Genomic DNA, 25,968 nt, shown 5'->3' with positions numbered 1-25,968 from the left:
AATCAACTTATTGAAAATGTTGAGTTTGTTCGTTCGTGACAAAGTTGGAGTACTGGAATCCAGTGGCTTATTGGCCAGTGGAATCAGCGCCCTCATCCCCGGCCAATCTCTGTCCAATTCCTTTCCACATAACTATCTATCTGGAATCTTGGTGCGGATATTCCAGATAGTGGAATGTCGCTTCAGAACGAGCACCTGGAACATTGATAGGAGCCTTCCCATCTATCTGGAATGTTCGTGCTGTTCTTCGCTCTGGAATGTAGGCCATCCGGTTTGGAGGAATGGGGGCTCTTGGGGGCGCTGGAAGAGGTAGGGGGATTCCTATCTATCTGGAATCATTCTTATGTTTGAGACTTTCATGGGTCTTGTTTAGCATAGCACTAGATTTCTAACTCTATTGACTGGCACAAGGATGTACGATGTGGGCTGATAAGGAATCCTCTGAAGACTATTTAAACTTTGGTGAGGTTTCACAACTTGCTGTTGATATCCTAACCACTGACAAAATGTTGCCAGTTTCTGTTGGGATTTTTGGTAACTGGGGAGCTGGTAAATCATCTCTTTTAGAGTTGATTGAGCAAAAACTAGAGCACGAGAATGGGGAATGGATAGTCATCAAGTTTGATGCTTGGTTGTACCAAGGGTATGACGATGCTAGAGCTGCTCTTTTGGAGGTTATCGCGTCGGCTTTGACCGAAGCGGCAGATGGAAATGATGGCCTAGTGACCAAAACAAAGAGACTCCTAGCCCGGGTTAATGGATTCCGTGCAATGGGCTTACTGGCTGAGGGGGCCGCCCTGATTGCCGGTATTCCTACCGGAGGGCTTGTTGCTAGGAGTTTAGGCGCTCTAGGGAATTCTGTTGATGGTATTCAGAATCAGGGTGAGTATGAGGATTTGTGCAAGACGGCTTCAGAGGTTAAGGAACAAGCCGGCGGGCTACTGAAGTCTGAGCCAAAGAAAAGTCCACCTCAACAGATTGACGCCTTTCGAAAAGAGTACGGGGAAATTTTGGAAGAGCTTGGTAAGCCGTTGGTAGTGGTTATCGATAATCTTGATCGTTGCTTACCAACTAATGCCATCCATACTCTTGAGGCTATCCGGCTGTTCCTATTCCTGACTAATACTGCTTTCATCATCGCCGCCGATGAAGAAATGATCCGTTCTGCGGTAGCTGATCATTTTAAAGGTGCATCAGAGCGACACCAGATCGACTATTTGGACAAGCTAATTCAAGTCCCTATTCGTGTTCCCAAGGCTGGTGTTCGGGAAATTCGTTCTTATTTGTTTATGCTTTACGCCATTGATCACCGTCTGCCCGAAGACAAGCTCAATATGCTCCGTGAGGGATTGGAGAAGTCACTACAACATTCTTGGAAAGACGATCCTATAACCCGGCAGGATGCATTAGCACTGACAGGACAGTCAGAAGATGGTGACTTAGCCAGAGCATTTTCTCGGGCAGATCGTATTGCACCGATACTGGCCAATTCCCCAATTATTCACGGAAATCCGCGAATCGTGAAACGACTTTTAAACGTCGTAAAAATGCGCTCGCAGATTGCTCGGCGTCGGTCAATGCCGCTGGATGAAGCCATCATTACTAAGCTAGTAATTTTCGAGCGCTGTGTTGGTGTTGAGGCAACAGCAGATTTCTATCGTTTGGTGGATGCTGAACAAGGAATACCTGCACTGCTCAAACAGCTCGAGGATGATGGAGGAAAAATACCTGATGGAGCCCCGAAGACATGGATGGATAATCCAACCACCAAGTCCTTCATTAGCGAGTGGTCTCAGCTTGAGCCTCGATTGGGCGGGGTTGATCTCAGAGCTGCGATTTACTTGTCTCGGGAAACTATGCCGATTGGTGCCTATGTAGTGGGGTTATCCCCTATTGGGCGAGAAATCCTGAGTGTACTGGTGGACACGAAGAACACTAGCTCCCCAACAGCAGAAAAGTTGTTGGATACCCTTCCATTAGAGGAGCAGATACCAGTCATGGAAGGGATTATTAGCCACTTAAGGCAGGTTTCTGACTGGTCTAGAAAGCCTAAAGGGTTTGCTGGTGCTTGTTTGCTGGCCCGGCATTCTGCTGAGGCGGCCAAGATTCTTGTTCGATATTTGCTGCAAGAACTGGAATTGGGTGACAAGCGTCCTCCCTGGATGGCTGCAGCCCTCAAAGATGAGCAATGGCATAAGGAGGGGTAATGGGAACTTCGCAATCAAGTACTGGACCAGGAGGGGGATCACCACTCGTCCCTCCATGGGCGGATGATCAACCGCAGCAACCACTACCATTGCCTCAGGGTGATAGATTTAGGCCATATCGCACATCTTTAGGTCGCGCTGTATCTAGTGGCAATCGAGATGATTTTAGGAAAGCGATCGGTCATTACGCACGTAAAGCCAGTGGTGGAAGCAGTAATGCTGCCAGAAGAATGGGAAGTGCCACCAATGCAGGTGCGGGACTTTTCAGCATTCTGGCTGGTGTACCGGCAGCTTCGGGCGAAGCTAGTGTCGATCTTGGGAGTTTAGCCGGCCTGCCTTGTGAGCTTGCTATTTCCACGATAACGCAGGCGCTGGCCACTGGGGATGGAGATTCGGATAAGATCCGTGCCGCAATGAATCATGCTCTTGTAGAGGCTTTGGATGGGGTGGAGACTTTCGATCCCCAGTGCATCACTGATGATGTTATTGTCGACACAATGATTGGTTACTTGGCTGAAATCATCTTCCTGCAGATGGTTATGGATTCCGATAAAGCATGGAACAAAGCCAATACACCTTCTCAGGCTCTGAGAGCAGAAACTGAACTGCGGGAACTCATCAAGGTTGTAGTTGATAAGCATATGGCAACCAAACTAACTGGTAAGGTGAGAAACGTCAGCCGTCAGCAAATGGTACAGATTGAGCGTCAAGCCATCATAGATGTATGGAAGGAATGGGAGACCTACCAGTGACAAAGTTAGTATTCCATCACGATTATCAGTTGCTGCCTTTAGCTGAAGATGGCTTGTTGCCGGTGCAACTTTATGGGCTGGGTGGCAAGCACCGTAGTGATATATCTTTCATCGGAAACCCGATCATAGATAAGATAAAGCGTTTGGGGGTCAGTATTCCTAGCCAAGCTATGGACTTTCTGACAATAGCACTAGCCGTTACAGCTGCAGATACTTTTGTTCGCCGCTCTGACACTGAAGATGGCTGGACTCGCCAGTTTTTTCTTCAACTGCCGCTGAATGAGCCTGAACGCTGGCTCCCCCTGAAAAAGGATATTGAAAAATCGCTCCATTTTCTCAGCGGTGACATGTGGGATTTTGAATTTAAGGAAGGTGGTTTTGCTTCTCCCAAGCCATATAGTGGGTCTGACCGTTTCCAGTTAGTTCAACTCCAGGGACTTGATTCTGTGTGCTTATTTTCAGGAGGGCTCGATTCTGCCATTGGGGCGATCGATCTTCTTGCCCAGGGGCGTGCCCCATTATTGGTAAGTCATGCATACAAAGGAGATAAATCCCATCAGGATAAGATAGCTTCAGCGCTCTCTGGGCGGTATTCTCGTTTTCAGGTTAACGCTGACCCTCACCTGTCTATCGGTGAGACTGATATTTCTATGCGAACACGCAGCTTAAATTTTCTTGCGTTTGCGGCTATCGGAGCTTGTGCTGTGCAAGAGGTATCTCAGAAAGATGAAGTTGAATTGTTTGTGCCTGAAAATGGATTTATCTCATTGAATGCTCCATTGACTAATAGGCGTATTGGTTCGTTGAGCACAAGAACAACCCATCCATACTTTATCGACAGTATCCAAAGGATTTTTGAAAAGGCGATGATCCCATGCCGTATTTTAAATCCTTATCAGTTTAAAACTAAAGGACAAATGGCTTTAGACTGTAAGAACAGAAAATTATTATCAGATATTGTGGACAATACTGTTTCATGTAGTCATTGGAAGCGCTCTAACCAGCAATGTGGCATTTGTGTCCCCTGTATTATTCGACGCTCAGCGTTGAAAGCTGGTGGAATCATAGAGAACGTTGAATACACTTTTGATCGTGTTGCCCATGTTTTAAGTGAGACAGACCGTAGAGATGATGTTCTTGCATTACGGATTGCGGTTGCAGAGAAGGCAACTCGCAGGATTGGTTCTTGGGTTGCGAATAGCGGACCATTACCAATAGCCGATTTTCAAGAGTTTCAGAGAGTCTTCTTAGACGGACTGAATGAAGTGGATGCCTTTCTGAAGTCTGAAGGTGTTCGGTGAGTATAGATATGCATTGTCACCTCGATTTGTACCCCGAGCCATTCAAGGTGGCCGAGGAATGCAAAAGGCGAGGAGCCTACGTATTGTCTGTGACAACAACGCCTAAGGCTTGGGAGGGAACTTGTAGGCTTGCTCAGGGGGGGAAGAGGATACGAACGGCATTAGGACTTCATCCACAAATTGCGCATCAAAGATTCCAAGAGTTGGATTTATTCGATGCGTTACTCCCTGAAACACAGTACGTGGGTGAAATAGGTCTTGATGGTGGAAGTGGCTTCAAAGAACACTGGGAAGTTCAACTTAAGGTATTAAGGCATATATTGCGTAGTGTGAGTCGTGCTGGAGGTAGAATAATGACTATCCATAGCCGAGGGTGTGCAGCTACTGTAATTGATGAACTCAAGGCTAGTGAAGGTACACCAATACTGCATTGGTTTACTGGTACTCCAAAGCAGCTTCAAGACGCAATTGAAATAGGTTGTTGGTTCTCTGTTGGCCCAGCCATGTTACAGACATCAAAGGGTAAAGCTCTAGCTTTAAAAATGCCAAAATCACGAATTCTAACCGAGACGGATGGTCCGTTTGGAAAGTTTCAAAATAATACACTAATGCCATGGGATAGCGAGATTGCAGAGAGGCAACTAGCATCGCTGTGGGGTATGAGTCTGTCCGATACCCAAGAGCAACTTTTCAATAATTTTAGGGTTTTATGTGAATCCAGATAGAGTGTGTTGATTCAATATCTATCTGATGTAGATAATAAAATCAGTTTCATAAAATTACTTCTCATATCTACATTTTTAAACCTCCACATGTAAAGTTTTTCTCAAAAGCGCTGTAAGTGCCCAAAACGGGCACTTACAGCGGTCTGGATTTCGTTAGGTCCCCGGTACGCTCTTGCATGCTGATGTTTGTAACTAGGAGACAATCTGCATGCGCGAACAAAATTCGTCAGTTTTCAGTGATCCGAATGGGGCAATCCTGAAAGAGCTTTATGAGCTTAAGCAGTTGGTAATCCAGCAAGGACAGGCGCAAAAAGAGGTGCTTTCTGCCGAGGAGTGCGCTGAGTTGCTGGGGGTTTCTATCTGCTATGTGTACCGGCTGACCAGTGAAAAGCGTCTGCCGCATTACAAGCCACAAGGCAAAAAGATCTACTTCAAGCGCGTTGAGCTGCTGGATTGGCTGCTCTCCCACCGCATTTCACCGGACGCCGAACTCACTGAGCATGTAACCAAGCGTGTGCGGCAAGCTAGCCATGGGCGGTTGTGAGGTGGGTATGACACAGGATCTGATTACATCTCTCTGCCCCCAGGATCTCCGGTCGGCTTTTGTTGAGCCTCCAAAACCCCTCGATTTTGTCCTCCCGGGGCTGCCTGTTGGCTGCGTTGGTGCTTTGGTGTCACCGGGAGGGGTGGGCAAATCGATGTTGGCATTGCAACTGGCAATGCAGATATCCGGTGGGCCGGATTGGATTGGGCTTGGCAATCTGGGCAGGGGAGCTGTGCTCTACCTGCCTGCCGAGGACCCTTGGCCTGTACTGCACCAGCGCTTGTTTGCCTTGGGCAGAGGTCTTGATGCTGAACTTCGTGCCAACGTTGAACGATACCTTCGTTTGATATCGCTTCAGGGTGCCAGCCCGAATGTGCTGGATAGCCATTGGTGGGAAGCGATTGCCATTTGGGCTGAGGGGGTCAGGTTGGTGGTTATCGATACACTGAGACGCTTTCACGATGCTGATGAGAATGCAGCCTGTGCTATGACACTGGTGCTGGGTCAGCTGGAACGGCTGGCCATGCTGAAGGGATGCGCTGTGTTGTTTGTACACCACACCAGTAAATCTGCGGCATTCCAAGAAGCTGGCGATCTGCAGCAGGCAAGCCGTGGTTCGTCGGTACTGGTTGACAACGTTCGCTGGCAGGCCTATCTCGCCACTATGACCAAGAAAGAGGCGCAGAAGCTGGGCGTATCGGTAGAGAAGAGCCAGCTTTACGTGCGGTTTGGGGTAAGCAAAAGCAATTATGGGCCGCCACTACCGGAGCGCTGGCTGGAGCGGAAGGAAGGTGGCGTGCTGTACCCCGCTGGTTTTGACGAAATACACTGGGCTGGGGGCAAACGTGCCTTGCTTTGAATTGACTCATGCCCGGCACGACCATATGCACTGCCTTGCTCCCGGGTTGTTTAGGGCGATCTCGAATGGCCAACGCCGCCGTGACAAGCTGGAGGTGATTTACCGTTTGGATAACGGTAATCAGATTGAGTTTTCTGGGCCAGAACCCTTGGGGGCTGACGATTTGCGCGTACTTCAAGGGTTGGTTGCCCTAGCTGGGCTTGAATCAGAAAGTGGCAAGATTGGGCCTATTGCGAGTGGTGAAACCGGAGAGATATTACGAGACCTACTTCAGCTGCGTGGGATTGCCAACCAGCAGGATGTCTTGGTAGTCAAAAGCAGCTTGCGCAAACTGGCCAAGGAGATTGGTTACGCAAACCCTCGTGACACCAATACGGTGCGTCGCACTGTCGAGCGGTTGTGGAAGGTGTCGGTAATAGCACAGGTAGCAGGCTTGCGTAGTGGTTTTCGTCTGCTGGCGAACTATGCCAGCGATCCCCTGACCGATAGGCTCTTTGTGGCGCTTAATCCATTGCTGACCAATGCCATATTGGGTAATGGCCGATATACCTATATCGATCTGGCTGAGGTACGGCAACTGCGTAGTAGCACTGCCCGGATATTGCATCAGCGGCTTTGTGCCTGGATTGATTGTGGCCGCAGCAAGCCAGTAGGTTTAGATAAACTGGTCTCTTACGCTTTTCCTGATAAGTCCAGCGCGGCCACCAACCGAAAGCGGCAATCGCGAGTTCGCAAGGCGCTGTATGAACTGGCTGAACTGGGTTGGTCAATCAGTGAACATGCCAAGGGGCGGTTTACCATCGGCCGGCCTGCACTATCACGATAACGGTCACAAACTATCACGAAAGTGGTCACAAAGTTCACGATAACGGTCACAAGCCAATTCAGTGAAACCCAGTTACCGCTTGGGCTGCAGGGCGATCCTGAAATCCGATCTATATTATCTAAGATAATCTAGGCCAGCGCATGGTTGCGCTGGCCTATTTGTTGGCTCTTCCTGGCTATGATCTCGTCGAGGGTGCTTCTATCACCCCAAGACATTGGGGAAATCGAGCATGGCATCTCGGCGCCGCGATTCAAGAATGTCGGCGTAGATTTCGGTGGTTCTCAGCTCACTGTGCCCCAGCAAGCGGGAGAGGGCATAGATATCAACGCCGCGGTTAAGCTGGATGACGGCGAAGGTATGACGCGCGCTGTGGAAGGTGACCTTCTTGGTTATACCCGCCTGCAACGCCCACCGGGTGAGCTCCATGTTGTGCCAAGCCGAGTACTTGAGGCCCTTGAAGATCCGCTCTGTTGCCTTGCCTGGGCGCCCCATCAGCTGCATCGCCATGTCATTCAAATCCAGGTATTGCAGGCCGCTGGTCTTTTTCTGGGTGAAGACGATACGGTAATGGCCATAGAAGGGCTCCAGCTCGGCCCAGGTCAGCTTGTGAATGTCGGACCAGCGCAAGCCAGTGCAACAAGAGAACAGAAAGGCGCGCTTAAGAACGTCGTACCGGCACTCGGCCTGGGCCAAGGCTCGTACCTCGTCTTCGGTCAGGTAAACCCGTTTGTTCTTCTCCCCCTGGATAGCTTTGACACGTCGTACCGGATTATCCGGTAGCAGCCGTTCCTGCTCAGCCTGGTTCAGGGCCGCCCTTAACTTGTTGAAATAGGCACTTTGGGTGTTGCGGCTCAGTGGTGTGCCGCTTTTGGTGCGGGCCTTGTGCATCAGGTAATGCCGAAACCCCTCCAGGAACAGCTGATCTACTTCCTCGAAAGTCAGTTCCGGCAGCTTATGGTACTGGCGTAAATGCTTGAGGGCTGATATCCAGATGGAGTGGTTGCTCTTGCTACCTGCCGCTTTTTGGTCTGTAACATCTTGGAAGTACTCGAAGAAGCTGGCCTTGTAGGCGTTCGAGAAATCCAGATGGTGTTTACCAGTCTCGTACTCGAAGAGTCGCTTGGCGCGGATGGCTTCGGCTGCTCGCTGGGTTTCTTTGTTGTGGAGCCGCTGTGCTGGGGTACGCGGCTTGTCGTACAGGAAGAGATCCAGGGTCTCTCTGCTGCGTTTGTGCTTGCGGATGCCCGTGGTTTGGTCAAGGTAGGAGCCGGCGTAGTAGGTTAAGCGCAGAGCGCGCTTGCCTTCGGCGTCCGGTGCGCGGTATTCGATGCTGATCTTCATAAGTGTCCCCCAAAAGTACCCCAAGAGGTTACTTTGGGGTACTCTCGGGGTAAATTCTCACGAAACAAGATCAGGCAAGAATAGCCAGTAAAAAACAAAGTCCAATATTTACAATGCCTTATGTTCTCACTGGCTGCTTTTTATTGCTGATTTTTCACCACATTACTTGCCGATGCAGAAGCTGGAGAAGATGCGGCCCAGCAGATCGTCGGAGCTGAATTCGCCGGTGATCTCGGAGAGGGACTCCTGCGCCAGGCGCAACTCTTCGGCCACCAGCTCGCCAGCCACGAACACTTCCAGTTGCTCTTTGGCCACCAGCAGGCGCTCGGCGGCACGTTCCAGCGCATCCAGATGGCGGCGGCGGGCCATAAAGCCCCCTTCGGTGTTGCCCTGGAAGCCCATGCAGGCTTTCAGGTGCTCGCGCAGGGCAGGCAGCCCCAGCTCGGTCTTGGCGGAGATGCGGTAGACGGCGTGGCCCTGCTCCTGACTCGGTGCCAGATCCTCGCCGGTCAGGTCGGCCTTGTTGCGAATGACGGTGAGGCCGATGTTTTTTGGCAACCGATCAACAAATTCCGGCCAGATCTCGCGCGGGTCGACCGCATCTGTGGTGGTGCCATCCACCATAAACAGCACCCGATCGGCCTGTTCGATCTCGGCCCAGGCTCGTTCGATACCGATCTGCTCCACCTTGTCCTGAGTGTCGCGCAGACCGGCGGTATCGATGATGTGTAGCGGCATGCCATCGAGATGGATGTGCTCGCGCAGCACATCGCGGGTGGTGCCAGCGATCTCGGTGACGATGGCCGACTCGCGCCCCGCCAGGGCGTTGAGCAGGCTCGATTTGCCAGCGTTGGGACGACCGGCGATCACCACCTTCATCCCTTCCCGCAGCAGGGCGCCCTGTTTGGCTTCCCCGCACACGTCGTCCAGCTCGGACATGATGGTGTAAAGGTCGCCCGCCACCTTGCCGTCGGAGAGGAAGTCGATCTCCTCGTCCGGGAAGTCGATGGCCGCTTCCACATAGATGCGCAGCCGGATCAGGCTCTCCACAAGCTGCTGGATTTTGCTGGAGAACTGCCCCTGCAGGGAGTGCATTGCGCTGCGGGCGGCCTGTTCGCTGGAGGCTTCAATAAGGTCAGCGATGGCTTCGGCCTGGGCCAGATCCAGCTTGTCGTTGATGAAGGCGCGCTCGCTGAACTCGCCGGGGCGGGCAGGGCGGATGCCATCGATTTTCAGAATGCGGCGGATCAGCATGTCCATGATGACGGGGCCGCCGTGGCCCTGCAGCTCCAGCACATCCTCGCCGGTGAAGCTGTTGGGGGCTTTGAACAGCAGGGCTATGCCCTGATCCAGTACCTGGCCTTGCTCATCCTTGAACGGCAGATATTCGGCGTAGCGCACCCGCGGGAGCTTGCCGAGCACTATCCCGGCGACCTGTTCGGCGGCGGGGCCGGAGACCCGGACTATGCCGACGCCACCACGGCCTGGCGCGGTGGCCTGGGCCACGATCGTATCTGTTGTCATCTTGCTTGGCTCGTTTGTTCGCTGATAGGAAAACGTAGTGGAGACATTGTAATAAAAAAGGCGGCCCGAAGGCCGCCTCTTTTGTCATCACGGGAAGATTAGCTGCGTGAATGCAGTCCTTTCTTCTCCAGCTGACGATAGATGATGGTCTGCTGGATGATGGAGATGACGTTGCTCACCAGCCAGTAGAGAGTCAGGCCAGCCGGGAACCAGAGGAACATGAAAGTGAAGATGATCGGCATGAACTGCATCACTTTCTGCTGCATCGGGTCGGTTACGGTGGTCGGGCTCATCTTCTGCAGATACCACATGGAGGCACCCATGAGGATTGGCAGCACGAAGAAGGGGTCCTTCACTGACAGGTCAGTGATCCACAGGGCAAACGGCGCGTGACGCAGTTCAACGGACTCCATCAGTGCCCAGTAAAGGGCGATGAAGATCGGCATCTGAACCAGGATCGGCAGGCAGCCACCCAGCGGGTTGACCTTCTCCTTCTTGTACAGCTCCATCATGCCCTGAGACATCTTCTGGCGGTCATCGCCGAAGCGCTCGCGCAGGGCCGCAATCTTGGGTTGCAGCATGCGCATCTTGGCCATGGAGGTGTACTGGGCCTTGGTCAGCGGGAACATGATGCCGCGCACCAGCAGGGTCAGCATGATGATGGCCAGACCCCAGTTCTGGACGAAACCGTGGAACACGGTCAGCAGCCAGTGCAGCGGTTGGGCGATGAACCACAGCCAGCCGTAGTCGACGGTCAGGTCGAGATGGTTAGCCACCTTGGCCATCTGGTCTTGCAGCTTGGGGCCAACCCACAGTTTGCTGGTCACTTCGGCCTGTTGACCGGCAGCCACGTCAACCATCGGCGCCTTGTAACCGATGATGGCCTGGCCTTTACCCGGGATCACGCGGCTGTAGAAGCTGTTGGTATCGTCGGCATTCGGAGCCCAGGCAGAAACGAAGTAGTGTTGCAGCATGGCGACCCAACCACCCTTGGTGGTCTTGTTCAGGTCGGCATCCTTCATCTCGTCGAAGGTGTACTTCTTGTAGCGGGTATCTTCAGTGGAGAAGGCACCACCACGGTAAGCGCTGGCTACCATGGCATGACCTTCCTGATCCTTCGGTGTGGCTACGGTCTGCTTCAGCTGACCATAGAACTGCACCTGAACCGGCTCGGCAGATTTGTTGTCGATCTTGTAATCAACGCCAACGGCATAGTCGCCACGCTTGAGGATGAACTCCTTGGTGAAGACCACGCCCTTGCTGTCGGTCCAGGTCATCGGAACGACGACTTGATCCTGACCATCGGCCAGCTGATAGCTGGTCTGGGCGGCTTCATAGGTAGGACGTCCTTCGGCCTGACTGTCCGGACCGTTGCGACCTACCAGACCGCTCTGGGCGATATAGAGGTGCTCAGGCTTGCTGGTCAGCAGCACGAACGGTTGGTCCTTGCCCTCTTCCAGTTTGTGAGACAGCAGTTCGGCAGACACGATGTCGCCACCCTGGGTGTCCAGGGTCAGCTTGAGCACGTCAGAGGAGACGGTGATCAGCTTGCGTGCGGCAGTTGCGTTGGCTTGCTCGGAAACCTGAGGAATATCACCGGTCTGACCGGCTTCAGGTACGAAATGTTCGGTTTGGGCCACGGTAGTCGGGGCCGGCTTCGGAGCCTTGTCGGACTCCCACTGTTGCCAGAGCAGAAAGCTCACGAACAGCAAACCGATCAGGAGTAGATTGCGTTGTGATTCCATAGTTTTCAGTTTCTTCGCTTTGGTTGCGGAACCGGGTCATAACCACCCTCGGATAAGGGATGGCATTTTAATAGACGTTTGCTGGCTAACCAAACGCCTTTTATGAAACCGTGAAGTCGGATGGCTTCTATCGCAAATTGGGAACAAGTTGGGGTAAAACGGCAGCGCGGCCCGAGCAGAGGGCTAATGATTAGCTGATACAGGCGTATCAGTTTGATAGCTACCCATTGCAACGGCGTGACAGGGTGCGCCATAGCTTTTCCAGTAACTTGAACAGTTCCTCGTTATCCATCTCTTTCACACCGGCCTTGGCGATCACCACGATGTCGATAGCGGGCAGCTGATGTTGTTTGAGGCGGAAACTTTCCCGAACCACCCGTTTGACACGATTACGCCAAACGGCACGCTTGAGTGCTTTTTTGGGCACAGCGAGACCAAGACGAGGGTGTTCGAGCGAATTGGGAGAAGCGAGAAGGGTAATCTGCGGAGAGGCGGCCCGGACAGGCTCGGCGAAAACGCGTTTGAAGTGTTCGGGAGTTAACAGACGTAACTCCCGAGAGAAGGTGTGCTGGGTAGGCATTAGACTACCAGGCGGGCACGACCCTTGGCACGACGAGCGGCCAGAACTTTACGACCGTTGGCAGTTGCCATGCGGGCGCGGAAACCGTGAGAGCGCTTGCGCTTCAGGTTGGACGGTTGAAAAGTACGTTTCATGATTCGATTCCGTATTTCTGTACAGTTTTGATTGTCACACTTAGCCGACGCGCCAGCTATAGCGTGTGACGACTAGCAAAAGAGGCCGAATTCTAAACAGAGTTCGGCTTTTAGTCAATCCGCCGTTCCCTCTCATCCTGCCGTGGTCTTGAAAAGGCCACTGCCGAGCGTGAGGATCCAGAGGATCAAGGGCTCCGGATTATACTGGCAACCCGGGGTTAAACAAGGGATCCCTCAATAAAAAAGGCGGCCAGGCCGCCAAAGAGAGAGCTATTTAAGGACTTTCCGCAAGAACTCCCGGGTACGGGGATCCTTGGGATCGACCAATATCTGATCCGGCGGGCCTTGCTCGACGATCCGCCCTCCTTCCATGAAGATCACCCGATCGGCAACATCACGAGCAAATTCAATCTCATGGGTCACCACCACCATGGTCTGGTGCTGGCGGGCCAACGCTTTCATCAGCCCCAAAACCTCGTCGACCCACTCGGGATCTAGGGCCGAGGTGGGCTCGTCAAACAGGATCACCTTGGAGTGGGCCGCCATGGCGCGGCCAATGCCGACCCGCTGCTGCTGGCCGCCGGAGAGGGAGGCCGGATAGGCATCCTGCTTGTCGGCGAGACCAATATCCTTGAGGATGCCGAGCGCTGTGGCGCGGGCCTCCGCTTTTGGCTGTTTCCAGACGGTGATCAAACCTTCGGCGATGTTGTCGAGCGCCGTCTTGTTGGCAAACAGGGCATAGTTCTGGAACACGAAGGAGGCTCGTTTACGCAGCTCGATCGCCTGCTGTTCGCTGGCCTTGGCCAGATTCAGCTCAAGATCGTCGATGGCAAGGGTGCCCGCATCCGGGGTCTCCAGCAGGTTCAGGCAGCGCAACAGGGTTGACTTGCCGGTGCCAGAGGGGCCGATGATGACGACAATTTCCCCCTTTTTGACCTCCAGATCGATGCCGTTGAGCACCTGATTGCCGTGATATGCCTTGGAGAGGCCGGTTAGCTTGATCATGAGAGCCCTCCTTTAATAGGCACGGTTGAGACGGACTTCCAGCAGATGCTGCAAGCGGGTAAAGAAGATCACCACCACCCAGTAGATCAGCGCCACCGCCATAAAGCTCTCGAAGAACTTGAAGGAGGAGGAGGCTTCCATTTGCGCCTTGCCCATGATCTCGGCTACTCCCAGGGTGAAGGCCAGCGAGGTGCTCTTGATCATATCGATGAAGTAGTTCATCAGCGACGGGGTGGCGATGCGTGCCGCCTGCGGCAGGATGATCCGCTGCATCGCCTGATAACGGCTCATGCCGATACTGAGCGCCGCTTCCATCTGGCTTTTGTGAATGCCGAGGATGGCTGCGCGGATCGACTCGGCCATGTAGGCGGCGAAGTGCAGGGTCAGACCGACGATGGCGGCGGTAAAGGCATCCATTCCCACGAAGATCGGGAACAGTTGCGGCAATCCGTAGTAGAGCAGGAACAGCTGAACGAGTAGCGGTGTACCCCGAAAGAACGAGATATAGAGCATCGCCAGCCAGTGAATCGCGGGGACGCGAAACACCCGTACTATCGCCAGGGCCAGCGAGAGTACGAGTGCCAGCACGAATCCCCACAGGGCCATTTCCATCGTGGTGCCCAGGTATTTGAGCAGGATGGGAAACAGCCCCAGCGTGTATTCGAGGTCAAATTCCATCATTTATTTGTCGGTGATGTCGGAAGCGAACCATTTCTCGGAGATCTGACGCAGGGAGCCATCCTTGCGCATGGCAGTCAGGGCCTCGTCGACCTTCTTCAGCAGCGCCTGTTTCTCCGGGGTCTTCAGGAAGGGCAGGGCGTTCTCGATAGTCTCGAACGGTGCGCCAGCCTGTTGCAGTGGCAGCTTGGACTCCTTGATCAGCTGGGCGGTGGAGACGCGGTCCATCACGAAGGCATCGATGCGACCCAGGGCAACATCCTGCTCGAAGGCGGAGTCATAGGTGCGGATATCGATCTTCTTGTTCGGGTCGTTCTTGCGCAGCAGCTCTTCGAAGTTGGAACCCAGGTTCACGGCCACCTTCTTGCCTTCCAGATCCTTGATGCCATGAATGGTGCTGTTGCCCTTGCGTACCACAATCTGGGCGCCGTCATAGACGTAAGGCTGGGAGAAGTCGTACTTCGCCTTGCGCTCGTCGGTGATGGTGATCTGGTTGGAGATAGTGTCGATGCGGCCGGTTTCCAGCATGCCAAACAGGCCGGAGAAGCTGGCGGTCACGAATTCGACCTTGTAGCCGGTGCGCTCGCCGATCTGGTTCCACATATCCACTTCAAAGCCTTGCAGCTTGTCCTGCTTGACGAAGGTGAACGGGAAATATTTGCCAGACATGCCGACCTTGATGGTCTCCTGGGCGATGGCCTGACCGGACAGGGTGGCGAGCAGGATGGCTGCGCCAGAAATCAGTTTGATGGATGTTTTCATGGTGTTTCTCTCTCTCAATGTCTTGTATTTGTAGTTGTAATAACTGGTTTGGCGCTGATGTTATTGGAATAAAATTTAAAAAATAAATGACATTTGGTTATATGAAATAACAGGAGAGAAGCACGGGATCGACCAATCCGGACGGTGGATCAAGCTGTGGGTAACTTTGGGGATGAAATCCGATCCAAAGGCGCTGGATCCTTGAAAGTCAAGGATCTTATTTGCTGGATCCACCGGGCGATGGCTGGAGATCCGGCGGCTAAAAACGTAGAATAGCCGGTCTTTAGTTAATCAATCGACAGGAGTTTAGAGTGACTGCTTCGCTATGGCAGCAGTGCCTTAACCGGCTGCAAGATGAGTTGCCCTCGGCAGAATTCAGCATGTGGATCCGGCCGCTTCAAGCGGAGTTGAGTGACAATACTCTGACCCTGTATGCACCGAATCGCTTTGTTCTGGACTGGGTACGAGACAAGTATCTCATCCGGGTTAACGGCATCATCAACGAACTCTGCGGGGTCGACGGCCCCGCCCTGCGTTTTGATATAGGCAATCGTCCCCATCCTGTTGCTGTCGCCAGAGCGCCGGTACAGGGTGCCGCGCCTGTGAATAACTTGCAGAAGAGCTGGGAAAGCAAGGCTGAAGCCAAGCCCGAGCCGAACCACAAGAGCAACACCAACGTGAACTATACCTTCGAGAATTTCGTTGAGGGTAAGTCCAACCAGTTGGCGCGTGCGGCTGCCCGTCAGGTAGCGGACAATCCGGGTGGTGCTTACAACCCGCTGTTCCTCTATGGCGGCACCGGCCTGGGTAAAACCCACCTGTTGCACGCCGTTGGCAATGCCATCAAGGAGAGTAAAAAAGATGCCAAAGTCATCTATATGCACTCCGAACGGTTTGTTCAGGACATGGTGAAAGCGCTGCAAAACAACGCCATTGAAGAGTTCAAGCGTTACTACCGCAGTGTCGATGCCCTGCTCATCGATGACATCCAGTTCTTCGCCAACAAGGAGCGCTCCCAGGAGGAGTTCTTCCATACCTTCAATGCCTTGCTGGAAGGTAATCAGCAGATCATCCTGACCTCGGATCGCTATCCGAAGGAGATCAACGGTGTCGAGGATCGCCTCAAGTCCCGCTTCGGCTGGGGCCTGACCGTGGCGATCGAGCCGCCGGAACTGGAGACCCGCGTCGCGATCCTGATGCGCAAGGCAGACGAGAACCAGATCCATCTGCCGGACGAAGTGGCCTTCTTCATTGCCAAACGTCTGCGATCCAATGTCCGTGAACTGGAAGGCGCCCTCAACCGGGTGATCGCCAACGCCAACTTCACCGGCCGTGCCATCAACATCGATTTCGTGCGCGAAGCGCTGCGCGACTTGTTGGCACTGCAGGAGAAGCTGGTCACCATCGACAATATCCAGAAGACGGTGGCGGAGTACTACAAGATCAAGCTGGCGGATCTGCTCTCCAAGCGTCGTTCCCGCTCCGTTGCCCGTCCGCGCCAACTGGCGATGGCACTGGCCAAGGAGCTGACCAACCACAGTTTGCCGGAGATAGGTGATGCCTTTGGTGGCCGTGACCACACTACCGTTCTTCATGCCTGCCGCAAGATCGAGCAGCTGAAGGAGGAGAGTCACGACATCAAGGAGGACTATTCCAACCTGATCCGTACCCTTTCTTCCTGATAACGGAATCGAGTGGACAGATGCAGCGCGAATATTCCAACCTGATCCGAATCTTTTCCTCCTAATCACAACGGAGAGCACAGATGCAGCTCGAAATTAGCCGTGAGGCCCTGTTACGTCCTCTGCAACTGGTGTCCGGCGCCCTCGGCGGCCGACCGACCCTGCCGATCCTCGGCAACGTGCTGCTTGATGTCAGCAACGGTCTGCTGTCACTGACCGGTACCGATCTCGAAGTAGAGATGATCGGTCAGGTCTATCTGAACGGGGCCAGCGAAGATGGCCGCACCACAGTACCGGCGCGTAAGCTGCTGGATATCTGCCGTGGTCTGCCGGAAGGCGCCGAGATCCGTCTCAATACCGAAGGCGAGCGCCTGATCATCCGGTCCGGTCGCTCCCGCTTCAACCTCTCGACCCTGCCGGCGACCGAGTATCCGAACATCGAGGATTGGGAATCCGTGCTCGAGTTCGATATCAGCCAGCTGGAGCTGAAGAAGCTGATCGATGCGACTCAGTTCTCCATGGCCAGCCAGGACGTGCGTTACTACCTGAACGGCATGCTGTTCGAGAGCGAAGGTCACGGTCTGCGCACCGTGGCGACCGACGGTCACCGTCTGGCCACCTGCCGCCGCGAGGTAGTAGGGGAATCGCTGCCCGATCATCAAGTTATCCTGCCGCGCAAAGGGGTACTGGAGCTGGTGCGTCTGCTGGAGGCGGAAGACAAACCGGTGCGGCTGCAGATCGGTCGCAGCAACCTGCGTGCTGCGCTGGACGGCTTCATCTTCACCTCCAAGCTGGTGGATGGCCGTTTCCCGGACTGGCGCCGCGTCATTCCGCGCAACAGCGACAAGGCGCTCATCGCCGGCCGTGAGGATCTGCGTCAGGCGTTTGCCCGCGCCGCTATCCTCTCCAACGAGAAATTCCGTGGGGTGCGTCTCAATCTGCAGGAAAACCTGCTGCGCATCACCGCCAACAACCCGGAACAGGAAGAAGCCGAAGAGCTGCTTGACGTACAATATGCCGCTGGCGAGATGGAGATCGGCTTTAACGTCTCTTATGTGCTCGACGTGCTGAATACGTTAAAATGTGACCAAATTCGGATTAGCCTGAGCGATTCCATCAGCAGTGCCATTATTGAGGATTTTGAACATCAGGATGCTCAGTACGTGGTGATGCCGATGCGGATCTAGCCGTGTCCCTGGTCAAACTCCAGCTCAGCGACTTTCGCAATATCCAGCAAGCCAGTCTCAAGCTGTCGCCCGGCCTCAACATTCTGGTCGGGTGCAATGGCAGCGGCAAGACCAGCGTGCTGGAAGCCATTCACTACCTTGGTCTGGGGCGCTCCTTTCGCACTCATTTGACCGGGCGGGTCATCCGCCAGGGGGAGAGGGCCTTTACCCTGTTTGCCCAGTGCGAGCTGGAGGGGCGTCAGGTACCGATCGGTCTTGCCAAAGACAAGAGTGGCGAGACCCAGCTCAAGATTGCCGGGGCACAGGCCCAGCGGCTTGCCGATTTGGCGGAGCTGTTGCCGGTGCAGTTGATCCATCCCGATGGTTTCAACTTGCTGACGGGCGGGCCTCAGGCTCGCCGCGCCTGGCTCGATTGGGGTGTCTTCCATCAGGAGCCGACCTTCTTTGCCCTGTGGGGACGAGTGCGGCGGCTGCTGAAACAGCGCAATGCGCTGTTGCGCCAGAGCACCCAATATCGCCAGCTGGCGTTCTGGGATCAGGAGTTGGTGCGGCTGGGGGGTGAGCTGGCCAAGTTTCGCACCAGTTATTGTCAGGCCATTACGCCCCTGATCAAGGAGATGACGGCGGATTTTCTGCCGGAGTTCGATATCAGTCTCGGCTTTTACCGGGGCTGGGAGAAAGATACTCCCCTCGGCGATCTGCTGGAGGCGGGGTTTGAGCGGGATCGGGCGCTGGGCTATACCGGTGTCGGTCCACAAAAAGCCGATGTGCGCCTCAAGGCGAACGGGGTGCCCGCTCAGGATATTTTGTCCCGGGGTCAGCTGAAGTTGCTGGTCTGCGCCATGCGACTGGCCCAAGGGCTCTATTTGAATCAACATAGCAGCCGTGGCTGTATTTTTTTAATTGACGATTTTGCCTCTGAACTGGATGTCGACAAGCGCCGCTTGCTGGCCGCAAGGCTGAAGCAGTGTGCGTCCCAGGTGTTTATCACCGCCATCGACACCGGTCAGCTCGCAGACATGATGGATGCGAATGACTGCAAGTTGTTCCACGTGGAACAGGGTAAAATCTCCGAAACGTTAGAGAAGGCAGAGAGTAAGCTATGAGTGAAAATACTTACGACTCCTCGAATATCAAGGTGCTGAAGGGCCTGGATGCGGTCCGCAAGCGCCCGGGGATGTATATCGGCGATACGGATGATGGCTCGGGTCTGCACCACATGGTGTTCGAGGTCGTCGATAACTCCATTGACGAGGCGCTCGCTGGCTACTGCTCCGATATTCAGGTCAAGATCCATTCCGATGGCTCCGTCTCCGTACGCGATAACGGCCGTGGTATTCCGGTCGATATTCACCCGGAAGAGGGCCGCTCCGCTGCCGAAGTCATCATGACCGTGCTGCACGCAGGCGGTAAGTTTGATGACAACTCCTACAAGGTTTCCGGTGGTCTGCACGGCGTCGGCGTCTCCGTCGTTAACGCCCTCTCTGACAAGCTGTTGCTGACCATTCGTCGTAACGGCCACGTCTACGAACAGACCTATCATCTGGGTGAGCCGCAGGCGCCGCTCAAGCAGATTGGCGACAGCACCGGCACCGGTACTGAAGTTCGCTTCTGGCCGAGCCCGACCATCTTCAGCGACACCCTGTTCCACTACGAGATCCTGGCCAAGCGCCTGCGCGAGCTCTCCTTCCTCAACTCCGGTGTTTCCATCCGTCTGATGGATGAGCGTGACGGCCGTGAGGCGCATTTCTGCTACGAAGGTGGCATCAAGGCGTTCGTTGAATACCTAAACCAGAACAAGACCCCGATCCACCCGAAGGTGTTCCATTTCACTACCGAGCAGGATGGTATCGGTGTTGAAGTGGCGATGCAGTGGAATGACGCCTATCAGGAAGGTGTTTACTGCTTTACCAACAACATCCCGCAGCGGGATGGTGGTACTCACCTCGTTGGCTTCCGTACCGCGTTGACCCGTACTCTGAACTCCTATATGGACAAAGAGGATTACAGCAAGAAGGCCAAGTCTGCCGCCAGTGGCGACGACGTGCGTGAAGGTCTGATTGCCGTTATCTCCGTCAAGGTGCCGGATCCCAAGTTCTCCTCCCAGACCAAGGACAAGCTGGTCTCTTCCGAAGTGAAGACCGCCGTTGAACAGGCGATGGGTGAGAAGCTGGCTGACTTCCTGCTGGAAAACCCGGGCGATGCCAAGATCGTGGTCAACAAGATCATCGATGCGGCCCGTGCCCGCGAAGCGGCCCGCAAAGCCCGCGAACTGACCCGCCGCAAAGGCGCGCTGGATATCGCCGGTCTGCCCGGCAAGCTGGCTGACTGTCAGGAAAAAGACCCTGCTCTCTCCGAACTCTACATAGTGGAAGGGGACTCTGCTGGCGGTTCCGCCAAGCAGGGTCGCAACCGTAAGAACCAGGCCATACTGCCGCTCAAGGGCAAGATCCTGAACGTAGAGAAGGCCCGTTTCGACAAGATGATCTCCTCGCAAGAGGTGGGTACCCTGATCACCGCACTGGGTTGCGGTATCGGTCGCGACGAGTACAACCCGGACAAGCTGCGTTATCACAACATCATCATCATGACCGATGCGGACGTCGATGGTGCGCACATCCGAACCCTGCTGCTGACTTTCTTCTATCGTCAGATGCCGGAAATCATCGAACGTGGCTACGTCTACATCGCCCAGCCGCCGCTCTATAAAGTGAAGAAGGGCAAGCAGGAGCAGTACCTGAAAGACGAAGACGCGCTGCTGCAGTACCAGACCGCCATGGCGCTGGATGGTGCTACCCTGCACGTCAACGAGTCTGCTCCGGCCATCGGTGGCGAGGCGCTGGAGCGTCTGGTCAACCAGCACCGCTCGGTGACTCACCTGATCACCCGCATGTCTCGTCGTGCGCCGGAAGCGGTGCTGACCCAGCTGATCTATCAGCCGGAGTTGAACGAAGCGCTGCTGAACAGCGAGAGCGATCTGCTGGCCTGGTGTCAGGGTATGGAAGCCGTGCTCAACGAGAGCAACCACGGTATCCAGTACCAGATCCAGGTTCGTCGTGATGAAGAGCGCAGCCTGTACGTGCCGCACGCCGTGGTACGCCAGCACGGGGTCGACCGCGAATATCCGCTCAGCTACGACTTCCTGCAGTCCGGTGAGTACCGTCAACTGGTCTCGCTGGGCAAGGAGATCGCCAACCTGATCGAGGAAGGTGGTTTCATCAAGCGTGGCGAGAAGGTCAAGCCGGTTGCCAACTTCGTAGAAGCCGTCGAGTGGCTGATGGGCGAAGGCAAGCGCGGCATCTACATCCAGCGCTATAAAGGGCTAGGTGAGATGAACCCGGACCAGCTGTGGGAAACCACCATGGATCCGGAAGCCCGTCGCATGCTGCGCGTCACCATCGACGACGCCGTCGGTGCCGACCAGCTCTTCTCCACCCTGATGGGTGATGCCGTTGAGCCCCGTCGTGACTTTATTGAGACCAACGCCCTGCGCGTAGCCAACCTCGACGTCTAATCGATGCTGTCAGCTCGATATACAAAAGCCGCTCCCTGTGAGCGGCTTTTTGTTTTTCTGGCCACGTTCCACGTGAAACATCGAGTCTGTGTATCAGGGGTTTTGGCTGCGAAAAGATCGGCGCCACTCGCTGGGGGAGATGGTAAAGCGGGCGCGGAAGTGATTGCGCAGGGAGGTGGCACTCTTGAAGCCGACCAGCTCGGCGATGCGATCGATGGAATGGCCGCTTACCTCCAGCAGTTCCTGACTGCGCCTGAGCCGCTCCGCCAGCAGCCATTCACCCACCGAGAGGCCGGTAGCCTGATGAAAACGGCGGGTAAAGGTGCGGCGGCTCATCAGGGTATGGGCCGCCAGAGAATCCAGGGTGTGGGGTTCGGCCAGATGGGCACGCAGGTGATCGAGCAACTGGTTCATCCGGACATCGCGGGTGGAGGTGAGCACCGGCTGCTCGATAAACTGGGCCTGACCCCCTTCCCGGTGAGGCGGGATCACCAGCCGCCGCGCCACTTTGTTGGCGATGGCCGAGCCGTGGTACTGGCGCACCAGATAGAGGCAGCAGTCCAACCCGGCGGCAGTGCCTGCCGAGGTGACCAGCCCATCGTCATCCACATAGAGGGCGTTGGTATCGAGCTGCACGCAGGGAAAGCGGCGGCAGAAATCCTGTTCGTACTCCCAGTGGGTCGATGCTTTGCGACCATTAAGTAGGCCGGCGTAGGCGAGCACATAGGTGCCAAGACAGAGCCCGACCAGCCGGGCACCTCTGGCTCTGGCGGCAATCATGGCATCGAGCAGCGCTGCGGGTGGCCGTGCTGCCGGGTCGTGCCAGAAGGGGATGACGATGACCTCCGCCTCGGCCAGCACCTCCAGCCCATAGGGAGCCTGAATGGTGAAGCCTTGTGCCGAGTGTGCGTGGCGGTTGCCATCGCCGCAGCAGATCTTGAGCTCGAACAGCGGCTGGCCCGGCAGAATATCGCCGAAGATGAGGCAGGGGACGGCGCAGTGAAAAGGGCTGAAGTGATCGAAGGTCACCACGGCAACGATCGGGGTGGTCATGGTGTTGGCTCCTCTCTACGCGCAGACCTCTCATCATAAGCATTTTGCAGTGAAAGCCGAAGGGCCGTGCGCGCTGTTCGGCATGGCCCAGTCAGTTACAGCGAGAGAGCCTCGCCATCCGCCGGTATCCGCACCCGATCCATCATGCCTCGCTCGGTCAGATAGGTATGAAGTTCCTGACGTGACAGCACGGCGTGGTTGACCGCCTCCATATGGCTGGCGATCAGCGTGGCTTGCGGTGCGGCCTGATAAACGGCGGCGACATCCTCCTTGCCCATGATGATGGAACCGAGTCCGGGCACCTGTGCATCGCCACAGTTGAGGATGATGACCTCGGGTTGATGCTGTTGCAGGGCTTGTTTGACCCGGGGATGCCAGATGGTATCACCGGCCAGATAGAGGCTCTGTTCATCGGGGTGGGAGAAGACCACACCGCACACTTCTCCCATGCGCTCGCCCAGCACCGCCATCAACTGGTCGCTGCCGTGCTGGCCACCGGTTTGTTGCAGGCGAATGCCAGCAAACTCGGGCTGATCGCTCAGCAGGCGCACATCCTCAAAGCCACTGGCACGAATGGCATCGGCATCTTTCTGATGTTGTACCAAGAGCGGCAGATGTTTGGGGATTAGCGCTCTGGCGGCATCATCCCAGTGGTCGGGATGGTCATGGGTGACGATAACGGCGTCCACATCGACCAGCTCATCGATCGGCAGCGGCAGCTCGACCAGCGGATTGCGCAGCTGGCTGTTGGCGGTGCCCTCAAAGCCGGGGAAGGCACCCTTGGCCGAGAGCATGGGGTCGATCAGAAAGCGGGTGCCGGCATAGTCGAGCAGCAGGGTGGCGTTGCGAACCTGGGTAATCTTCATGGGATGGCTCCATATTGGCTGGTGGATATGCAACCAATTATGGGGTGCGGAGCGCATTGCCATCAGGGGCCCATGGGTCGATTATCATCACTATCGGGCCAACAGGTTGATGTGCCAAAGGTCGGCACGGCCATTTAAAAAATTTGAAAAAATCCCCTTGAAAGGAAAAAGTGAGCCCCTATATAGGTAACAAGGCCGGAACGCTCAACAGAGGTTTCGACCAGACGCCCGTCCATCAGGAGGGCAAACAATCCGTTATCGCTCACAAGAGGGTAATACTATGCGTTCTATCGATTTTTCTCCGCTCTATCGTTCTGCCATCGGTTTCGATCGTCTGGCCAATCTCATTGAATCTGCGGCCAGCAATGGCAATGCCGGTTATCCCCCCTACAACATCGAGCAACTGGGTGACAACGACTACCGCATCAGCATGGCGGTGGCGGGCTTTACCCAGGAAGAGCTGGAGCTGAGCTTCCAGGAAAATCTGTTGACGGTGAAGGGCAACAAGCAGGCCGATACCGGGCGCAACTATCTCTATCAGGGGATCGCCGAACGTGGTTTCGAGCGCCGCTTCCAGCTGGCCGACTATGTGCGGGTGAAAGGGGCCGACCTGAAAAACGGCTTGCTGCACATCGAGCTGGTGCGTGAAGTGCCCGAGGCGATGAAGCCGCGCAAGATAGAGATCAACGGCTGATAGCCTGAATTCACTGAAATTTTAAAATTTCCCGGGTGCCGATGACGGGCCTGTGGAGAGTTGAACCTGTTGCTTATTAGAAGGATAGGATTATGCGTAACCTCGATTTTTCTCATCTCTATTCCAATGCCGTCGGCTTCGAGCGGATGGCCCGTGAGTTGGAAGGTCTGTTCGATCAGAAGACCGCTGCTTACCCCCCGTACAACATTGAAAAGCGCGATCAGGATGGCTATCGCATTACGGTCGCCGTGGCTGGCTTCGAGCGCGAAGAGCTGGAGCTGGAGACCGAAAACGGCACCCTCAAGGTGAAGGGTCGTAAAGGGGCCGCGGCCGGTGAACGTCAGTTCCTCCATCAGGGGATTGCCGAGCGTGACTTCGAGCTCGCCTTCAAGCTGAGCCAGCACGTGGAAGTGCAGGGCGCCAAGCTGGAGCATGGTCTGCTGACCATCGATCTGGCCCGCGAACTGCCGGAGGCGCTCAAGCCCCGCGCAATCCCCATCGGTAAACCCGAGCAGCTGGCGCTGCCCGGCTAAGCAAACCGGATCGCGATAAATGACAAAGGCCTGCATCTGCAGGCCTTTCTGTTTTGTATCGCCGGATTGGATTAACCAGCATAGAGGGTGTTGATCTCGTCCGCCAGAATGGCGATGCCGCGACGCACCAGCTCCTCGCTCTGGGAGTAGTTGAGGCGAATGCACTCCTGGCTGTGGCGCCACTCGGGGTCATCAATGCCGGGGAAGAAGTAGTGACCCGGCACGATCAGCAGGTTCTTCGCCTTCAGTCGCTCATAGAGCTCCTGACAGTGGATCGGCAAGCCTTCAAACCAGAGCCAGAGGAAGAGGGCGCCTTCCGGTTTATGAATGTGGAAGCGCGGGTCGGGGATCGCTTCGCGCAGCAGCTGCACCGCCAGCTCCGCCTTCTGCTGATAGAAGGGCTTCACCACCTGTTCGCTGAGGGCGATGATCTCGCCGCTCTCGATCATCGGGATGGTGATGGCGGGGCCCAGACTGCCCGGTGCCAGATTGATGATGCCGCTCAGGTTGGTGATGGCCTGAATGATCTTCTCGTCGGCGATGACGATGCCGCAGCGGGTGCCCGGCAGGCCGAGCTTGGAGAGGCTCATGCAGAGGATGGTATTGGCGTTCCAGAACGGCTTGGCCTCGCTGAAGATGATGCCCGGGAAGGGCACGCCGTAGGCGTTGTCGATCAGCAGCGGAATCCCCTTGTCGCGGGCGATCTGATCGAGGTGTTCGATCTCTTCGTCGGTCAGCACGTTGCCGGTGGGATTGGTCGGGCGGGAGACGCAGATCACCCCGATATCGTCACCCACCTGCAGGCTCTCGAAATCCACATGGTATTTGAACTGGCCATCGGGCAGCTTCTCAATGGTGGGCTTGTAGGCCACGAAGTAGTCGTCGGCCAGCGCCGAGTCGGCATAGCCGATGTACTCGGGGGCGAGCGGGAACAGCACCTTCTTCTTGCGGCCATCGGCAAATTCGCCGGCCAGCAGGTTGAACAGGTAGAAGAAGGCATTCTGACTGCCATTGGTCAGGGCGATATTGCGGGCCGAGATATCCCATCCCAGCTCCTTGCTGAGCAGGGCTGCCAGCGCTTTGGTGAACCTGTCTTTGCCCTGTGGGCCATCGTAGTTGGCCATCGCCTTCACCAGTTCGCCGTTGTCGAGCAGGGTTTTGGCCTCGGCCTGAAAGCGCTCCAGCATGGCGGGGATGGGGGCCGGATTGCCGCCACCCAGCATGATGGCGTCCGGATTGGTCAGCCCCTGATTGAGGTCATCCATGAGTTGGGTAATGCCGGCGTGGCGAGTGAACTTCTCGCCGAACAAGGAAAATTCCATTCAGTGACAGATCCAGATTTGAGTTACGGGGATGTAGCACCATAGCTCAGTTTAAAAGCGGGTGTCGATCAAAAAGATGGGACGTTCCACGTGGAACATGGTGCAAAAATCAAGCGTGGTTAAAAGCACCAACT

Annotated in this window: 25 protein-coding genes; 13 read left to right on the top strand and 12 right to left on the bottom strand. The window is 55.3% G+C overall.

Translation table 11 applies throughout. The features are described from left to right. Positions 1-419: 419 nt before the first annotated feature. From I6L35_RS06145 to repC, 7 genes are all read left to right on the top strand, one after another. A complete protein-coding gene (locus I6L35_RS06145; protein WP_103255138.1) occupies positions 420-2,207 on the top strand; it encodes a P-loop NTPase fold protein in 1,788 nt (595 codons plus the stop codon). Continuing rightward, complete coding sequence (locus I6L35_RS06140; protein ID WP_042864680.1) at positions 2,207-2,959, top strand: hypothetical protein; 753 nt, start codon at positions 2,207-2,209, stop codon at positions 2,957-2,959. The genes I6L35_RS06145 and I6L35_RS06140 overlap by 1 nt, the downstream gene beginning before the upstream one ends. After that, positions 2,956-4,260, top strand: a complete 1,305-nt coding sequence (gene qatC, locus I6L35_RS06135; RefSeq protein WP_216979801.1) for a Qat anti-phage system QueC-like protein QatC — start codon at positions 2,956-2,958, stop codon at positions 4,258-4,260. The genes I6L35_RS06140 and qatC overlap by 4 nt, the downstream gene beginning before the upstream one ends. An 8-nt stretch (positions 4,261-4,268) precedes the next feature. Next, complete coding sequence (gene qatD / locus I6L35_RS06130; protein ID WP_103255316.1) at positions 4,269-4,985, top strand: Qat anti-phage system TatD family nuclease QatD; 717 nt, start codon at positions 4,269-4,271, stop codon at positions 4,983-4,985. A gap of 208 nt (positions 4,986-5,193) precedes the next feature. After that, positions 5,194-5,529, top strand: coding sequence for a helix-turn-helix domain-containing protein (locus I6L35_RS06125; RefSeq protein ID WP_042864679.1), 336 nt, complete (start codon positions 5,194-5,196; stop codon positions 5,527-5,529). Between the two features lie 7 nt (positions 5,530-5,536). Then, on the top strand, positions 5,537-6,388 hold the full coding sequence (locus tag I6L35_RS06120; protein WP_161653293.1) for a helicase RepA family protein: 852 nt from the start codon (positions 5,537-5,539) through the stop codon (positions 6,386-6,388). 25 nt (positions 6,389-6,413) lie between these two features. Beyond that, positions 6,414-7,214: a replication protein C, IncQ-type gene (gene repC, locus I6L35_RS06115; RefSeq protein WP_234704036.1), complete on the top strand. Its 801-nt coding sequence runs from the start codon at positions 6,414-6,416 to the stop codon at positions 7,212-7,214. Positions 7,215-7,415: 201 nt separating this feature from the next. Here repC and I6L35_RS06110 read toward each other — a convergent pair whose 3' ends face one another. From I6L35_RS06110 to I6L35_RS06070, 9 genes are all read right to left on the bottom strand, one after another. After that, positions 7,416-8,555 (bottom strand): site-specific integrase, encoded by a 1,140-nt coding sequence (locus I6L35_RS06110; RefSeq protein ID WP_058056545.1) that lies wholly within the window; start codon positions 8,553-8,555, stop codon positions 7,416-7,418. A gap of 162 nt (positions 8,556-8,717) precedes the next feature. Further along, positions 8,718-10,079: a tRNA uridine-5-carboxymethylaminomethyl(34) synthesis GTPase MnmE gene (gene mnmE, locus I6L35_RS06105; protein WP_216979799.1), complete on the bottom strand. Its 1,362-nt coding sequence runs from the start codon at positions 10,077-10,079 to the stop codon at positions 8,718-8,720. 98 nt (positions 10,080-10,177) lie between these two features. Further along, positions 10,178-11,824, bottom strand: a complete 1,647-nt coding sequence (gene yidC, locus I6L35_RS06100; RefSeq protein ID WP_088868083.1) for a membrane protein insertase YidC — start codon at positions 11,822-11,824, stop codon at positions 10,178-10,180. A gap of 5 nt (positions 11,825-11,829) precedes the next feature. Beyond that, positions 11,830-12,078 carry a membrane protein insertion efficiency factor YidD gene (gene yidD, locus I6L35_RS06095; RefSeq protein WP_075116235.1) on the bottom strand — a complete coding sequence of 83 codons (249 nt, stop codon included), beginning with the start codon at positions 12,076-12,078 and terminating at the stop codon, positions 11,830-11,832. Beyond that, positions 12,045-12,404, bottom strand: a complete 360-nt coding sequence (gene rnpA, locus I6L35_RS06090; protein WP_005342318.1) for a ribonuclease P protein component — start codon at positions 12,402-12,404, stop codon at positions 12,045-12,047. The genes yidD and rnpA overlap by 34 nt, the downstream gene beginning before the upstream one ends. Continuing rightward, a complete protein-coding gene (rpmH, locus tag I6L35_RS06085) occupies positions 12,404-12,538 on the bottom strand; it encodes a 50S ribosomal protein L34 (RefSeq protein WP_005307156.1) in 135 nt (44 codons plus the stop codon). The genes rnpA and rpmH overlap by 1 nt, the downstream gene beginning before the upstream one ends. 270 nt (positions 12,539-12,808) lie before the next feature. Beyond that, positions 12,809-13,543 (bottom strand): amino acid ABC transporter ATP-binding protein, encoded by a 735-nt coding sequence (locus tag I6L35_RS06080; RefSeq protein ID WP_100652144.1) that lies wholly within the window; start codon positions 13,541-13,543, stop codon positions 12,809-12,811. 12 nt (positions 13,544-13,555) lie between these two features. Beyond that, positions 13,556-14,224 carry an amino acid ABC transporter permease gene (locus I6L35_RS06075; RefSeq protein ID WP_019445518.1) on the bottom strand — a complete coding sequence of 223 codons (669 nt, stop codon included), beginning with the start codon at positions 14,222-14,224 and terminating at the stop codon, positions 13,556-13,558. Beyond that, positions 14,225-14,983 (bottom strand): amino acid ABC transporter substrate-binding protein, encoded by a 759-nt coding sequence (locus I6L35_RS06070; RefSeq protein ID WP_005339308.1) that lies wholly within the window; start codon positions 14,981-14,983, stop codon positions 14,225-14,227. A gap of 311 nt (positions 14,984-15,294) precedes the next feature. On the opposite strand from I6L35_RS06070, the gene dnaA reads away from it, so the two are divergent. The 4 genes from dnaA to gyrB all read left to right on the top strand — a co-directional run bounded on the left by dnaA (position 15,295) and on the right by gyrB (position 21,366). Then, a complete protein-coding gene (dnaA, locus tag I6L35_RS06065) occupies positions 15,295-16,665 on the top strand; it encodes a chromosomal replication initiator protein DnaA (protein WP_005339307.1) in 1,371 nt (456 codons plus the stop codon). A gap of 83 nt (positions 16,666-16,748) precedes the next feature. After that, positions 16,749-17,852 carry a DNA polymerase III subunit beta gene (gene dnaN / locus I6L35_RS06060; RefSeq protein ID WP_005339306.1) on the top strand — a complete coding sequence of 368 codons (1,104 nt, stop codon included), beginning with the start codon at positions 16,749-16,751 and terminating at the stop codon, positions 17,850-17,852. A 2-nt stretch (positions 17,853-17,854) separates the two neighbouring features. Continuing rightward, the gene (gene recF / locus I6L35_RS06055; RefSeq protein ID WP_216979798.1) at positions 17,855-18,958 is read left to right on the top strand and encodes a DNA replication/repair protein RecF; all 1,104 of its coding nucleotides are present in this window, start codon (positions 17,855-17,857) and stop codon (positions 18,956-18,958) included. Then, on the top strand, positions 18,955-21,366 hold the full coding sequence (gyrB, locus tag I6L35_RS06050; RefSeq protein ID WP_076494165.1) for a DNA topoisomerase (ATP-hydrolyzing) subunit B: 2,412 nt from the start codon (positions 18,955-18,957) through the stop codon (positions 21,364-21,366). The genes recF and gyrB overlap by 4 nt, the downstream gene beginning before the upstream one ends. Before the next feature lie 93 nt (positions 21,367-21,459). On the opposite strand, the gene I6L35_RS06045 is transcribed toward gyrB, so the two are convergent. Both I6L35_RS06045 and I6L35_RS06040 read right to left on the bottom strand, forming a co-directional pair. Further along, a complete protein-coding gene (locus I6L35_RS06045; protein ID WP_216979797.1) occupies positions 21,460-22,419 on the bottom strand; it encodes a helix-turn-helix domain-containing protein in 960 nt (319 codons plus the stop codon). 95 nt (positions 22,420-22,514) lie between these two features. Continuing rightward, positions 22,515-23,285, bottom strand: a complete 771-nt coding sequence (locus tag I6L35_RS06040; protein ID WP_216979796.1) for an MBL fold metallo-hydrolase — start codon at positions 23,283-23,285, stop codon at positions 22,515-22,517. Between the two features lie 280 nt (positions 23,286-23,565). Between I6L35_RS06040 and I6L35_RS06035 the strand changes: the two genes are divergently transcribed. Next, entirely contained in the window at positions 23,566-23,979 is a 414-nt protein-coding gene (locus I6L35_RS06035) for an Hsp20 family protein (RefSeq protein WP_005339298.1), read from the top strand. Between the two features lie 92 nt (positions 23,980-24,071). After that, entirely contained in the window at positions 24,072-24,512 is a 441-nt protein-coding gene (locus tag I6L35_RS06030; protein ID WP_005357182.1) for an Hsp20 family protein, read from the top strand. A gap of 71 nt (positions 24,513-24,583) precedes the next feature. On the opposite strand, the gene I6L35_RS06025 is transcribed toward I6L35_RS06030, so the two are convergent. Further along, positions 24,584-25,834 (bottom strand): valine--pyruvate transaminase, encoded by a 1,251-nt coding sequence (locus I6L35_RS06025; RefSeq protein WP_216979795.1) that lies wholly within the window; start codon positions 25,832-25,834, stop codon positions 24,584-24,586. Positions 25,835-25,968: the final 134 nt, after the last annotated feature.

This window comes from Aeromonas sp. FDAARGOS 1405, from assembly GCF_019048265.1.
Classification (GTDB): Bacteria; Pseudomonadota; Gammaproteobacteria; order Enterobacterales; family Aeromonadaceae; genus Aeromonas; species Aeromonas veronii_A.
This window is presented reverse-complemented; position numbering and strand designations above follow the sequence as displayed.